This window comes from Devosia enhydra (genome assembly GCF_900119845.1).
In the GTDB taxonomy this organism is placed as follows: Bacteria; Pseudomonadota; Alphaproteobacteria; order Rhizobiales; family Devosiaceae; genus FPKU01.
Genome location: NZ_FPKU01000001.1, coordinates 70,066 through 83,170 on the forward strand (window position 1 = coordinate 70,066; position 13,105 = coordinate 83,170).

A 13,105-nucleotide genomic window follows, 5' to 3' on the forward strand; every position below is an offset into this window, starting at 1 on the left:
GGGGTTTGGGCTCTCGGCTAAGCTCATGATCTGAACCCCTCATCCGGCCCTTCGGGCCACCTTCTCCCCTCAGGGGAGAAGGGAAGGGGGGCGGGGCGGATTGCGGGGAGGGCTCGAACCTCGTCCTTCGAGACGCCTCTGCGAGGCTCCTCAGGATGAGGTTCTTCGTGACATCCTCGGCCTACCGCACCGAGTGCATCGCCAGTTCGGAGAGGACTTCGAGGGTGCGGTCTTCCAAAGGAAGGGCCCCGCCATTGGCGTGGGTGGCGAGGACGGCGTCGCGTTCGATGATGAGGGCTTCGATCTCGTTGGCGTAGGCGACTAGGATGGCGGTGAGCCAGCGGTTGAGGAGGTAGGAGGGGCGGGGCATCTGCATGTCGAAGCGTGCGACGAGGGGCAGCGTGGTTGCCGCATCGGCGAAATCATCGCCGACCACCCAGCGGTTGACGGTGAAGAGCCGCAGGAGCCGGCCATCGGCATCGACGCCGATGGCGCAGAGGTGGTGGATGGGGCCCGCGGGACCATCGGGCCGCAGGAAGCAGTGGAAATGCCCGTGCTCAGCCGACCCCTCGCTGGCCGGATGGCAGTGGTAGAACCACTGGGAATTGCTTGAAGGATCAAAGACATCGCCGGGCGGGAAATGATCCCAGGCGGCGATGCTGGAGACGCCCGCAAACAGCTCGGACAAGATCGTGAGCCCGCGCTTGGCGAGGATGGCCTCGCAGAAGGCGATCTCCCTGAGGGCCTGTTCGCGGGTCTCCGACATCAGCCCGGAACCGCGAGGTCCGGCGCCTCCTGACCCTCGGGAAGGGGGCGCGGGGGCGGGGGAGGTGGAGCCAGCTGCGGCGCGGCGGCGGGCGGCGTTGCCGGTGGCGGAGTTGGCGCGAGGCGCTGCGGTTCGGCCGCGGGCTGAGCCGGCGGAGGCGGGGGCGCGAGCCGGGTTTCTGCCGGTCGCTGCGCGGGCGGGGGCGGGGGAGCCGCAAGCGTCGGGGCGCCGGCCGCGCAGGGGGCGGCGGCGGGCGGCGGCGGAGCGGCCATCATCGGCGCGCCGGCGGCGCAGGGTGCACCGGCTGCGCAAGGGGCCGCGCCCGCGGCACAGGGCGCCGAACCCGAGGCGGCCGCGACCTGCGCGGTGGGGCGCGGCGGCACCGGATTGGTCAGATGATCATAGGCGATGGCGGCGGTAGAGACGGCGAGGGCCGCGCCGAAGAGCAGGGTGTTGCGCGAACTCATTTCTTGGCGAACCCATCGAGACCGAAGACAGGCCGGAGCCAAACGCCCACGAACGACCCCACGAAGGCGGCGGCGAACCACAGCCAGCCATGCAGGCTGCCCGTCGCGATGCCGGAAAACAGCGCGCCGATATTGCAGCCGAACGACAGCCGCGCGCCATAGCCCATCAGCAAACCGCCGATGATGGCGGCCAGCAGCGAGCCCAGCGGCAGGGCGGCCTTGGGCGCGAACTTGCCGGCGAGCGAGGCGGCGATGCCGGCCCCGAGCACGAGGCCGAAATCCATCACCGACACGGTATCGGCCAAAACGGAGGAGTTGAGGGCCTGCGCCTGGGCCGGCCAGGTCCAAAATTCCCAGCTCGCCACATCGATGCCGATGGCCTGCGCGATCTTGGCGCCCCAGAGGCCGAAGCCATAGGTGATCGACCAGGGGTGACCGGCCGTCAACAGGGTTGCGATGTTGAGGAGCGCGAGCACGAGACCGGCGCCGACCATCGGCCAGGGCCCGAGCCACAGCCAGCTCCAGCCGGGACGGGCGGGCACGGCCTCGGTCTCGAGATTGCCATGGGCGCGCTTTTCGATGACGGCGGTGATGAGCGCCACGAGCGCCAGCCCGGCAAGGGTGAGAGCGATGGAGCCGGAAATGCCGAGCTCGGCCCCGAGGCTGATGGTGCCAAAAGAGGGCTGCTGCAGCCAGAAGGGCAGGTGGGCCGTGCCGATGAGCGCGCCGATGATGAAGAACACCAGCGTGACCAGCATGCGCGACGACCCGCCGCCTACGGTGAAGAGCGTGCCCGAGCCGCAGCCGCCGCCCAGCTGCATGCCGAGCCCGAAGATCGCCGCGCCAAGCAGCACCGAGAGCCCCACGGGTGCGACGGCGCCCACCATGGCCTGTCCGCCGATAGTGCCTGCCGCGACCAGCGGGATCATGGCGATGGCGGCGACCCCGATCGTCAGCATCTGGGCGCGCATGCCGCGCCCGCGCTTTTCGACCACCATGCGGCGCCAGCCGCCGGTGAAGCCGAACGAGCCGTGAAAGAGCGCCGCCCCGAGCCCGCCCCCGATGAGGAACAGCGCGCCCTGCCGCAGATCGACGAGATTGGTGATGAGGAAAAAACCCGCCACGAGCACGCTGGCGGCAACGATGAGCGGCCAGCGATCGAGCGTGACCGGTGGCAGGAAACGGGGCGCGGAGGCGGAAATGTCGGTCATGATATCCGGGGACGCTGGTCTTTTAAAAAGCTATGGATGCTGCGCCTTTTGAGCGCAACATCCAAGCGTGACCGGGCTGGAAAGCCTCGGGCTTACTGGATCGGACGGGCCGGATCGGCCGCCCATTCGGACATCGAGCCATCATACATGGCGGTGTTCTTGTTGCCGGCCACTTCGTGCAGGCCGAACCAGGCGATCGAGGCCCAGTGACCGGTGTTGCAGAAGACGATGTTCTTCTCGTCGATGCCGAGCGACAGGCCCTCGGCGATCGCCGCGATGGTCTCGGGCTGCGCGAAGCTGGCATATTCGGCGCTGTAGAACTTGGAGTGCGGGATGTTGATGGCGCCCGGAATGGTGCCTTCGATGCGCACGACCGGGCTCTTGGCCTTGCCCAGATACTGCTCCTCGGGGCGGCCATCGACCAGCGTGACGCCAGCAGTCAGCGCCGCTTCGACATCGGCGGTGGTGGCGCGCAGCTCTTCGCGAACCGCGACGGGGAAGGTGGTGGGCTCGGGGGTCGCGGCAGTGGCGACGCGCTCGCCGCCCTGGGCATCATACTGGCGCCAGCCGCCATCGAGGATCGAAACCTCGTCATGGCCGAGATATTTGAAGGTCCAGTAGACGCGGGTGGCGCCGCCGAACTCGCTCGAATCGGTGCCCCACGGCACGATCACGACATGATCGTCGCCATCGATGCCGAGCCCGCCGATGAGGCTGGCGATCTGCTCGACGGGCGGGATCTGGCCCGGCACGCCCTGGACCTCGGTGCGCCAGCCGGCGGAGGCATAGGGGGCAACGACGGCATCGGCGATATAGGGCAGGGCGCCCAGATCGGTCTTTTCGATGTTGTCGCGAATATCGAGGATGACGACATTCTCGTTGCCGGCATTGGCCTTGAGCCATTCGACGGTGACGAGGGGGGTGATTTCCTGGGCCATGACCGCGACGGGGGCGGAGACCAGCAGGACGGCGGCGGCAAGGGATGCAAGACGCATAAAAAAAGCTCCCGGATGGATTGGCGATATGTCTACAGGATGGTGTGCCCGGACGCTAAGCGTAGCCATCCAATTGAAGGGAATTTGAAGAAAAAACCGCATCGCGGGGAGGGCTTGGCTGGAAACGGCGTTTCTGGGGGGTGGGTGGGCACTCTAAACGGAGGGCCCTGCTTTTGCGGGGACGACGGAGGGGGGCGGCGTCTGTGCCCGAACCTCGCCCTTCGAGACGCGCCTTTGGCGCTCCTCAGGGTGAGGTTCTCCGTGCGGCTCCCCAGGGTGAGGTTCTCCGTGGGGCTCCCCAGGGGGCTCCTTGCCTATGAGGTTCTCTCTATCAGGCTTGGGTATGAAGTTCTCTCCATGAGTTTCGAACGGCCTCATGGTGGGGAGCCTCGCAGAGGCGTCTCGAACCACGAGGGCGGGGAACGCGGGGTGCGGAGGCAATTCCGTCATGGCCCGAGGGAGCCGGCTTTGGTAAGGAGCGGGTCCCGTCTGGCCGGTGCTCATGCTTGCAAGTCTCCTTACCGTACTGCCCATCTTCGCGCTGGTCGCAACCGGATGGCTCGCGGCGCGCCTCAAGGCGCTGGGGCCCGAGGCGACGCGGGAGCTCAATCGGTTCGTGGTCTATCTGGCGCTGCCGGCGCTGCTGTTCGGGATCATGGCGCGATCAGAGCCGGCCGAGATCTGGCAGCCGGGCTTCATCCTCGCGTTTCTGGTCGGCACGGGGATCGTGTTCGGCCTCGTGCTCTGGCTGCGGCTGCGGCGGGGCGAGGGGCTCGCGGCAGCGACGGTGGATGCGCTGAGCGCGAGCTATCCCAATACCGGCTTCATGGGGTTTCCGCTGGCAGCGGCGCTGTTTGGCGAGATCGGACTGGCGCCGACGCTGGTTGCCGCCATCCTCACCGCCTGCGTGCTCTTTGGCTTCGCGCTGGTGCTGATGGCGTTTGCAAAGCGTGACAGGCAACGCTCGCCGATCCTGGCGCTGGTATCGGTGCTGAAAAGCCCGTTGCTGGTGGCGCCGGCGCTGGGGGCGGTTGTAATGCTGTCGGGCTGGTCGCTGCCCGAGCCGGTGGATGATTTCGTGACGCTTCTCGGCGCGGCGGCTTCGCCTTGCGCGCTGGTTACACTGGGGCTGTTTCTTGCGCAGAGCCAGGGTGCGGGTGCGGACGGGACCGGGCGGCGGATCGGCGAGATCGTCGGGCTCAAGCTCATCGTGCAGCCGGCGCTGACCTTTCTGGTTGCCGGACCGATCCTGGGATTACCGGCGCATCTGGTCGCGCTGGCGGTGATTCTCGCCGGACTGCCGACGGGGACGGGGCCCTTCATGCTGGCCGAACTGCATGGGCAGGGCCAGCGCATCGCGGCGGGTGCGCTGCTTTATTCGACGCTGGCCTCGGTGCTGCTGCTGCCCCTGCTGATGGTGGTGCTGGGGGTGTGAGGGGCTTCATCCGACCCCGGCCCTCCCCGTCAAGGGGAGGGGCGCTGACTGACGGGCCTTTGGCGTCAGATCGAGATCGGCAGGCGATAGAAGCGGGCGGCGGTGACAAAGAGCATCTGGTCGCGCTCCTCGGGCGTGTAGCCCGAAACCAGCCGCTTGAAGGCGTTCCAGAGGACCGGATAAGGCACGAACTGCCGCTCGACGGGATAGTTGCTCTCGAACATCACGCGCGCGGGGCCGAAAAGGTCGATGACCGTGTGCGCGTAGGGAGCCCAGAGTCTGGCGAGCTCTTCTGACGATGCGGGTTCAGGCCGGTTTCTGAGATCAAAGCCGCCGCGCTGGGCGCTCATGCCGCCGATCTTGACGAAGATGTTGGGGCAGGTGGCGAGGTCGCGCAGGCCGTCGCGCCAGAAGGCGAAGGCCTCGTCGCGCCGGCCGGCATAAGGTCCGCTGCCCAGAATGCCGCCGAGATGGTTGAGCACGATGCGCTGGAGGGGGAAGGCGCGGGCCAGCGCCAGAAGCTCGGGAAATTGCGGCTCAAAGGCCGTGGCGTCATAGGCGAGATCGTGCTTGGCGAGGCAGGCAAAACCCTCACGGAAACCGGGGCTTTCGAGCGTGCCGGGAACGATGGCGAGGTCCGAAAAGGCGAAGGCCGGATCGGGATGGTGCCAGGTGAGGTTGCGGATGCCGCGCACGCGCCCGAAGGCCATGTGGCGCTCGAGGATGTCGGCGACGCGCGCGCCCAGCCGCAGATCGACAAAAGCGACGATGCCCGAGACAATGCCGGGCGGGCAATAGAGCCCGCTGGCGGCCATGGCGCCATAGCCGTGGAGGAATTCGGTTTCGCCCAGCGATGCAAGCTCCGGCGGCCCGCTTTGCCGGTACATGGTGCCGGGCTCCAGCCCCTCGCGCATCAGGGCGCCGGCTTCGACAGCCACCGAGGCGATGATGTTGTGGCCTGTGAGGAGATCGGCGAGGAACTCATCGAAGAGGTAGCAGAAGCGTCCGGCGCCGGGCACCGGACGATCCCAGAAATGATGATGGGGGTCGCAGATGCGCTGGCCGGGATCGAGGATCGGCTCGCGCCGCAGCGCGAGCCAGTCGTCATCGGGCAGGCCTAATCCCGGCATTGATGAGGGCTCCAGTGGCCTATGAAAGCGCTTTAGGCGCTGCCGAGCTTGCGGGCATCGTCATTGTCGTTGACGAAATCCATGTCGAGCTCCAGCCCGAGCCCTGGCAGGTCGGGGATGTGCATATAGCCATCGACCGGCACCGGTGCGTTCTTGAAGACGTGGGCGGTGACCTCCTCGAACATCAAGAGGCGCTCGAGGAAGAGCGAATTGGGCAGCGCGGCGACGAGATGGAGGTGGATGTTCTCCATGGCGTGCGGGGCGAACTTGATGTTGAAGGCCTGGGCGATGGCGCTGGCCTTGAGCATTTCGGTGATACCGCCGACACGCGCGCCATCGACCTGGAGGATATCGACGGCTTCGGCGGCGACGAGGTCGCGCACGCCGAACTTGGTGTATTCATGCTCGCCGGTGCCCAGCGGAATGTCGGTGCCGCGCTTGAAGCGGGCAAGGCCTGGGATGTCGTCGGCGAACACCGGCTCCTCGAAGAGGAAGATGTCGTATTCGCGCACGCGGTTGGCCGCCTGGATGGCGGTGGCCGCATCCCAGCAATTGTTGGCATCGAGCAGGAGCTTGATCTCGGGCCCGACGGCCTCGCGCACCTTGCGCACGCGCTCGGCATCGCGGCGCGGATTGGTGCCGCCCTCGACGCCCACCTTGAACTTGATGAAGGAAAAGCCGCGCGCGACCATGCCCTTCATCTCGTCGACCAGCTGGTCGTCGTCGTACGAGGTCCAGCCGCCGCTGGCATAGACGGGCGCCTTGGTCTGGTTGCCGCCGAGCAGGCGGTAGAGCGGCAGGTTGACGATCTTGCCCTTGAGGTCCCAGAGCGCGATGTCGATGGCGCTGAGCGCGCAATACATCAGGCCCTTGCGGCCAACGCCCCGTAGATAATGGAAGAATTCCTGCCAGATGGCTTCCGTCTCGAGCGGATCGCGACCGATGAGCTTGGGCGCCATGTTGTTGAGGATGAGCGCCCGCGTCGCCTCGCCACCCACTTCGTGATAGGTGACCCCGATGCCTTCGAGCCCCTGATCGGTGGTGATGCGCACGATGGTGTAGCCGATCGTCTCGACCTTGCGGGTCGCATCCGCGAAGCCGCCGGTGATCGGGTGGGAGACGAGATGGACGTCGATCTTCTTGATTTTGTGCTGCACTTTGGGCGCGTATCCGGGATTGTTGCCGACCATTCGGGATGATGTCGCTGCCCTGAACTTCACGCTCTTGCGTGCAAGGCAGTCAGACAGATTTTTGCGTTCGGGGCTAGACATTTGCCGCATGAGCAGCGAATGTCAACGCGTCTCCGGCGATCCAAGGCGAAAAATCCGGCGAGGCTGATGAAGATGTCAGGCAGGTTCAAATGAACGAGCGCATCGAGCGGCCGGGCGACCAGCTGGTGCAGCGCATCGTGGACCTCGTGCGCCGCAAGGGCATCGGGGAGGGCGAGCGCATCCCCGGGGAGACCGATCTCAGTGCCGAACTGGGGGTCAGCCGGCCGGCGGTGCGCGAGGCGCTGATGTCGCTCGAAGCGGTGGGCATGCTGGTGTCGCGCAAGGGCAGCGGGCGCGTGCTGCAGCGGATGGATTTCGGTGCTGTGCTGCAGAAGGTGGCCACCCTCGCCCCCCTCGACGACCGCCGGATGCTGGAGCTGCTCTCGATCCGGCAATTGCTCGAAGTGGGGTTTCTCGCCGAATCGATCTCGCGCATGACCCCGCAATCGCTCGATGCGCTGGGGCGGGTAACGGCCGAGATCGAGGCCAAGGCGGCGCGCGGCGACTATTTCGCCGAGGAGGACCAGACCTTCCACCTGCTGCTCCACAGCGGGCTCGAAAACGCGGTGCTCAACGGCATCCTGTCGCTGTTCTGGACCAGCTACAGGCGCATCGACCCCGAACGGATGTCGCACTCGCAGCGGCTGGACGAAACCGCCGCGCATCACCGGCGCATCCATGACGCGATCCGGGCGGGCGACGTGCGGCGGGCGCAGCATCATCTCGACCGGCATTTCTACGACACAGCCTATGTCATCGCCAACACGCCGGGAGGCGGCGAGCCCGACGGCTGACGACCCGGACGACCTCGAACCGGTCGCTCCCCTCTCCTCGCGCCAGAGCCGGCGGCGGGGTTTTCGCCGTGACGTAAGCGCTATCAAGGGGCTGCGATAGCTGCGCTGCAAACCTGTTGACAGCCCTTCAAAACATGCCGTAGGAAAAATGTAAGCGGTTCCAATTTGGCTTTCCAAATGGTCGCTCTTGCTGATGGGAGGAATCATGCGCTTCAGGAAATTTGCCCTTCTCGCCACCACGGCCGCAGTGCTCGTGGGCGCCGGCTCGGTGCGTGCGGAGGACGTGGAAGTTCTGCACTATTATACGTCGGGCGGTGAATCGCGCGCCGTCAACGTGCTCAAGGAAGACCTCGAGAAGATCGGCCACACCTGGGTCGATTCCGCCATTGCCGGCGGCGGCGGCGCCAATGCCATGACCGTGCTCAAGACCCGCGTCATCTCCGGCAACCCGCCCAAGGCGGTGCAGATGCGCGGCCCCGCCATCCAGGACTGGGCCTCGCAGGACGCGCTGGTCCCCCTCGACGCCGTGTCGGGCGATTGGGACAATCTGCTGCCCCCCGCCATTGCCGAAGTGCTCAAGTATGACGGCCATTATTATGGCGTGGTGAACTGGGTCCACCGCGTCAACTGGATGTACATCAACAAGCCGATGCTCGACGAAGTCGGCGGCACCGTGCCCACCACCTGGGACGAATTCTTCGCCGTCGCCGACAAGATGAAGGCCGCCGGCCATACGGCCATCGCCCATGGCGGCACGCCCTATCACGACGCCGTCTATTTCGAAGGCATCGTGCAGTCGATGGGCGTGGATTTCTACCGCAAGGCCATCCTCGAGGGTGATGCCGAAGCGCTGAACTCCCCGACCATGGTTCAGGTCTTCGACATCCTGCGCAAGTCGACCGAATATTTCGACGACGCCACGCAGGGCCGTCCGTGGAACCTCGCTGCCGCGATGGTGATCGAGGGGCAGGCGGGCTTCCTGTTCATGGGTGACTGGGCCAAGGGCGAATTCAGCGCCGCCGGCAAGGTGCCGGGCGTCGACTATATCTGCGCGGTGCGCCCGGGCAATGAAGGCATCTTCACCTTCATCGCCGACGGCTTCGTGTTCTTCAAGCAGAATGGCGGGGAGGCCACCGAAGGCCAGCTCGAACTCGCCAGCCTGATCGCGAGCCCGGACTTCCAGCTGCGCGGCGCGCAGTTCAAGGGCGCCATCCCCGCGCTCAACACCGTGCCGGTGGATTCCTTCGACGACTGCTCCAAGAAGGCCGCCGCCGACCTGCAGTCGACCGCAGCCAGCGGCGGGCTCGTTCCCTCGCAGAACCAGGGCACGACCGAAGCCGTGCTCGGCGCCATCCGCGACGTGGTGACCAACTTCATCAACTCCGACCAGGATTCGGCCAGCGCCGCTGCCGATCTCGCCGCTGCCGTGCAGGCCGCGAAGTAAGCTTGGAAACCGCGGCGCGGGGGCTGTTCTCCCGCGCCAGTTTCTGGTCGATCGCACAGGTCGCGGGCCGTATCTCCGGTCCGCGGCCATTCCGGCGCCTCCTGCGGGCAGGGTCTTGCAGGCAGGGTGTGGCCGGCACTCTCATGGAGCGAACTGGTGGCTGACACGATCCCCGCCGATGCGGGTCTGCGCAAGGGGCTCGCCCGGCCTTCGCGCGCTTCTGTTTGGGCCGATAAATGGATCCCGCTGGTGGTGCTCTCGCCCAGCGTGGTGATCAGCCTCATCTTCGTCTATGGGTTCCTCGCCGCCACGGCGGTGCTCTCGTTCACCAACTCCACCCTGATGCCGCGCTATGTCGGGGCCGGCTTCCAGCGCTATATCGACCTGTTCTCCAATTCGGTGTGGTGGACCTCGGTCGCCAACCTGTTCTGGTTCAGCGTGCCGTTCATCGTGCTGAGCCTGGGGCTGGGGCTGCTGCTCGCCATCCTGATGGACCAGCGCATCAGGGCCGAAGGCGCGCTGCGGGCCATTTATCTTTATCCGCTGGCGCTCTCGCAGATCGTGGCCGGTACGGCCTGGCAGTGGCTGTTCAACCCCGAATACGGCATCCAGAACACCGTGCGGGCGCTCGGGTTCACGAGCTTTGAATTCAACTGGCTCAACGATTCCCGCATGGCCATGGCCTGCGTGGTGATCGCGGCGGTGTGGCAGTGCACCGGGTTCGTCGCGGCGCTCTTTCTCGCCGGCCTGCGGGGGGTGGACGAAGAGGTGATCAAGGCCGGCATGGTCGATGGCGCCTCGATGCCGGTGATCTATCGCCGCATCGTGCTGCCGGCGATGTGGCCGGTGTTCTTCTCGGTTCTGCTGCTTTTGACCCACCAGGCGATCAAGACCTTCGACCTCGTAGTGGCGATGACGGCGGGCGGGCCCGGCACCTCCACCTGGCTGCCCTCCTACTTCATGTACAATTTCTCCTTCGAGCGCGGCCGCATGGGCGTGGGCGCGGCCTCGGCGGTGATGATCCTCGTGATGGTCGTCGCCATCCTCATCCCCATGATGTATCTCGAGAAGCGGGCCCAGAAAAATGCGTCCTGACAAGCTCGTCGCCCGGATCGCGATCTATGCCGTGCTCGGCTTTTTCGCGCTCATCTTCCTCGCCCCGCTCTATGTGGTGCTGGTGACATCGCTGAAGACGCTGCCCGAATTGCGCGTCGGCACCATGCTCGCCCTGCCGCAGGGGCTCAATTTCGATGCCTGGGGCAAGGCGTGGAGTTCGGCCTGCACGGGCGCAGCCTGCAACGGCCTCCAGCCCTTCTTCATGAACTCGGTCTATATCGTCATCCCCTCGGTGATCATCTCCTCGATGATCGGCTCGATAAACGGCTACGCGCTGGCGCAATGGCGGTTTCCGGGCTCGGAGATCATCTTCACCGGGCTGTTGTTCGGGTTCTTCATCCCGTTCCAGGCGATCCTTCTGCCGGCGGCGCAGTTCCTGGGGATGCTCAAACTCGCAAATACCATCCCCGGGCTGATCATCATCCAGACCGTCTATGGCATCGCCTTCTGCACCATGCTGTTCCGCAACTATTACGTTGCCATGCCGCTCGAGCTGGTGAAGGCGGCGCGGGTGGACGGGGCCGGGTTCTTCCGCATCTTCTGGCGCATCTTCCTGCCGATCTCGCTGCCGATCTTCACCGTCTGCGTGATCTGGCAGTTCACCCATATCTGGAACGACTTCCTGTTCGGTGTGGTGTTCTCGGGCCCGGAATCGCGGCCGATCACGGTGGGGCTCAACAACCTCGTCAACACCTCCGAGGGCGTGAAGGAATACAATGTCGATACCGCCGCTGCCCTCATCACCGCGCTGCCGACCCTGATCGTCTACATCATCGGCGGACGCTACTTCATTCGCGGCCTCACCGCCGGCGCCGTGAAGGGCTAGGGCGCACGCCCAAGCCCCGCCGCGCCCAACCAACGCAGTTGGCAGCCACAAGACTGCCCGAGGACAAGAGCATGACCGGTCTTTCCATCCGCAACGTCCACAAGAGCTATGGCAACGTGCCGGTGCTCAAGGGCATCAACATCGATGTCGCCGAGGGCGAGTTCCTCATTCTGGTGGGCAGCTCGGGTTGCGGCAAATCCACCCTGCTCAACATGATCGCCGGGCTCGAAACCATCACCCAGGGCGAGATCGCCATCGGGGGGCGGGTGGTCAACGACCTGCCGCCCAAGAGCCGCGACATCGCCATGGTGTTCCAGTCCTACGCGCTCTATCCCTCGATGACGGTGCGCGAGAACATTTCCTTCGGGCTCGAGATCCGCAAGGTCGCCCCCGAGGAGCGCAAGCGGATCGTCGAGGCGGTGGCGGAATCGCTCCAGATATCGCACCTGCTCGATCGCAAGCCGCGCCAGCTTTCGGGCGGCCAGCGGCAGCGCGTGGCGATGGGCCGGGCGCTGGCGCGCGATCCGACGCTCTTTTTGTTCGATGAGCCCCTGAGCAATCTCGATGCGCAGCTGCGCATCGAAATGCGTTCGGAAATCAAGATGATGCACAAGCGCACCGGCAAGACGGTGTGCTACGTCACCCACGATCAGGTCGAGGCGATGACGCTAGGCGACCGCATCGCGGTGATGAAGGATGGCGTGGTGCAGCAGCTGGGGCGGCCCCAGGAAATCTATGACGCGCCCGCCAACATGTATGTTGCGGGCTTCATCGGCGCGCCGCCGATGAACTTCATTCCCGGCACGCTCGAGGGCGAGGGCTCGGGGCTGGTGATGAGCATCGATACGGGCGCCGAACGCCGCCGCCTCGCCCTGCCGTTCCGCCCCGCCGACGTCAAGGCGCGTCCGGGCCAGAAGGTGGTGCTGGGCTTGCGGCCCGAGCGCATCACGGCGGCCGGCGCTTCAACCAGCGATCCGCTCAAGGTGCGGGTGGACATGACCGAGCCCACCGGGCCCGATACGCTGATCTACGCAACGCTCAACGGCAAGCGCACGCTCTGCCGCGTCCAGCCCTTCGCGGCGCCCAAGGCCGGCGAAGCCATCGCGCTCGATTTCGACCTGTCGCGAGCGCTGCTGTTCGATCCCGAAAGCGGCGCGCGGCTCGATGGGGGGCTCGCGGGCTGAGGCCAGGGTGGGGCTGGCGGGGGGCATTCGCTGTCTTCGCGGGAATCCCCTCGGTTGCCCCTGCCGGGGCCTGCGTTTGCGAAGTGCTTGCGGGGGAAACTGGATTCCTGCTGGCGCAGGAATCACGCCGTAGGTGGGTGAGATAGCGGCTCCTTCTGGCCCTCTTCATACGGGGAGGGACTGGGCGAGGGGGGCCAGCGATCTTGCGTGGGGCAAGGCCCCCTCACCCGGCGCTGCGCGCCGACCTCTCCCCAAGGGAGAGGTGAAGGAGGCTCCGCTGAGGATAAGGCATTGACGCCGTGGGTGGGCGGAGGCTTTCCCTAGGGATCAGCACTGCGAGGCAGGCCAGATGCCATGAGAGGTCCTCACCCTGAGGAGCCCCGAAGGGGCGTCTCGAAGGGCGAGGGCCGCTTGCACGCTGCGGCCCGCCCTCGTGCTTCGAGACGCGCCTTTGGCGAGCCGTCCG

At 66.1% G+C, this 13,105-nt stretch carries 12 protein-coding genes; 6 read left to right on the forward strand and 6 right to left on the reverse strand.

All coding sequences use genetic code 11. The features are described 5' to 3' along the window. Window positions 1–181: 181 nt before the first annotated feature. The 4 genes from BT183_RS00320 to BT183_RS00335 all read right to left on the reverse strand — a co-directional run bounded on the left by BT183_RS00320 (window position 182) and on the right by BT183_RS00335 (window position 3,439). Entirely contained in the window at window positions 182–769 is a 588-nt protein-coding gene (locus tag BT183_RS00320; RefSeq protein ID WP_425290548.1) for a DUF6969 family protein, read from the reverse strand. Then, on the reverse strand, window positions 766–1,233 hold the full coding sequence (locus BT183_RS20625) for a hypothetical protein (protein ID WP_177282328.1): 468 nt from the start codon (window positions 1,231–1,233) through the stop codon (window positions 766–768). The genes BT183_RS00320 and BT183_RS20625 overlap by 4 nt, the downstream gene beginning before the upstream one ends. Beyond that, on the reverse strand, window positions 1,230–2,444 hold the full coding sequence (locus tag BT183_RS00330) for a YeeE/YedE family protein (protein WP_072338447.1): 1,215 nt from the start codon (window positions 2,442–2,444) through the stop codon (window positions 1,230–1,232). Before BT183_RS00330 ends, BT183_RS20625 begins: the two co-directional genes overlap by 4 nt. 92 nt (window positions 2,445–2,536) lie before the next feature. Next, entirely contained in the window at window positions 2,537–3,439 is a 903-nt protein-coding gene (locus tag BT183_RS00335; protein ID WP_072338448.1) for a sulfurtransferase, read from the reverse strand. Window positions 3,440–3,941: 502 nt separating this feature from the next. Here BT183_RS00335 and BT183_RS00340 point away from each other — a divergent pair. Next, the gene (locus BT183_RS00340) at window positions 3,942–4,874 is read left to right on the forward strand and encodes an AEC family transporter (protein ID WP_072338449.1); all 933 of its coding nucleotides are present in this window, start codon (window positions 3,942–3,944) and stop codon (window positions 4,872–4,874) included. A 65-nt stretch (window positions 4,875–4,939) separates the two neighbouring features. On the opposite strand, the gene BT183_RS00345 is transcribed toward BT183_RS00340, so the two are convergent. Together BT183_RS00345 and BT183_RS00350 are read right to left on the reverse strand one after the other, a co-directional pair. Further along, window positions 4,940–6,004: an amidohydrolase family protein gene (locus BT183_RS00345; RefSeq protein ID WP_072338450.1), complete on the reverse strand. Its 1,065-nt coding sequence runs from the start codon at window positions 6,002–6,004 to the stop codon at window positions 4,940–4,942. Between the two features lie 32 nt (window positions 6,005–6,036). Beyond that, window positions 6,037–7,161 carry a mandelate racemase/muconate lactonizing enzyme family protein gene (locus BT183_RS00350; protein WP_244545224.1) on the reverse strand — a complete coding sequence of 375 codons (1,125 nt, stop codon included), beginning with the start codon at window positions 7,159–7,161 and terminating at the stop codon, window positions 6,037–6,039. Between the two features lie 203 nt (window positions 7,162–7,364). On the opposite strand from BT183_RS00350, the gene BT183_RS00355 reads away from it, so the two are divergent. From BT183_RS00355 to BT183_RS00375, 5 genes are all read left to right on the forward strand, one after another. Then, the gene (locus BT183_RS00355; protein ID WP_072338452.1) at window positions 7,365–8,069 is read left to right on the forward strand and encodes a FadR/GntR family transcriptional regulator; all 705 of its coding nucleotides are present in this window, start codon (window positions 7,365–7,367) and stop codon (window positions 8,067–8,069) included. A 205-nt stretch (window positions 8,070–8,274) separates the two neighbouring features. Then, window positions 8,275–9,513, forward strand: coding sequence for an ABC transporter substrate-binding protein (locus tag BT183_RS00360; RefSeq protein WP_072338453.1), 1,239 nt, complete (start codon window positions 8,275–8,277; stop codon window positions 9,511–9,513). Between the two features lie 240 nt (window positions 9,514–9,753). Beyond that, window positions 9,754–10,608: a carbohydrate ABC transporter permease gene (locus BT183_RS00365; protein ID WP_425290549.1), complete on the forward strand. Its 855-nt coding sequence runs from the start codon at window positions 9,754–9,756 to the stop codon at window positions 10,606–10,608. Beyond that, window positions 10,598–11,455 (forward strand): carbohydrate ABC transporter permease, encoded by an 858-nt coding sequence (locus BT183_RS00370; protein WP_072338454.1) that lies wholly within the window; start codon window positions 10,598–10,600, stop codon window positions 11,453–11,455. The genes BT183_RS00365 and BT183_RS00370 overlap by 11 nt, the downstream gene beginning before the upstream one ends. Before the next feature lie 71 nt (window positions 11,456–11,526). Further along, window positions 11,527–12,639 carry an ABC transporter ATP-binding protein gene (locus tag BT183_RS00375; RefSeq protein ID WP_072338455.1) on the forward strand — a complete coding sequence of 371 codons (1,113 nt, stop codon included), beginning with the start codon at window positions 11,527–11,529 and terminating at the stop codon, window positions 12,637–12,639. The last annotated feature ends 466 nt before the right edge of the window (window positions 12,640–13,105 follow it).

Coding starts and splice junctions, on each gene's coding strand:
- BT183_RS00345 (WP_072338450.1), bottom strand. CDS start 6,004: ATGCCGGGATTAGGCCTGCCCGATGACGACTGGCTCGCGCTGCGGCGC.
- BT183_RS00355 (WP_072338452.1), top strand. CDS start 7,365: ATGAACGAGCGCATCGAGCGGCCGGGCGACCAGCTGGTGCAGCGCATC.
- BT183_RS00375 (WP_072338455.1), top strand. CDS start 11,527: ATGACCGGTCTTTCCATCCGCAACGTCCACAAGAGCTATGGCAACGTG.
- BT183_RS00340 (WP_072338449.1), top strand. CDS start 3,942: ATGCTTGCAAGTCTCCTTACCGTACTGCCCATCTTCGCGCTGGTCGCA.
- BT183_RS00370 (WP_072338454.1), top strand. CDS start 10,598: ATGCGTCCTGACAAGCTCGTCGCCCGGATCGCGATCTATGCCGTGCTC.
- BT183_RS20625 (WP_177282328.1), bottom strand. CDS start 1,233: ATGAGTTCGCGCAACACCCTGCTCTTCGGCGCGGCCCTCGCCGTCTCT.
- BT183_RS00330 (WP_072338447.1), bottom strand. CDS start 2,444: ATGACCGACATTTCCGCCTCCGCGCCCCGTTTCCTGCCACCGGTCACG.
- BT183_RS00360 (WP_072338453.1), top strand. CDS start 8,275: ATGCGCTTCAGGAAATTTGCCCTTCTCGCCACCACGGCCGCAGTGCTC.
- BT183_RS00335 (WP_072338448.1), bottom strand. CDS start 3,439: ATGCGTCTTGCATCCCTTGCCGCCGCCGTCCTGCTGGTCTCCGCCCCC.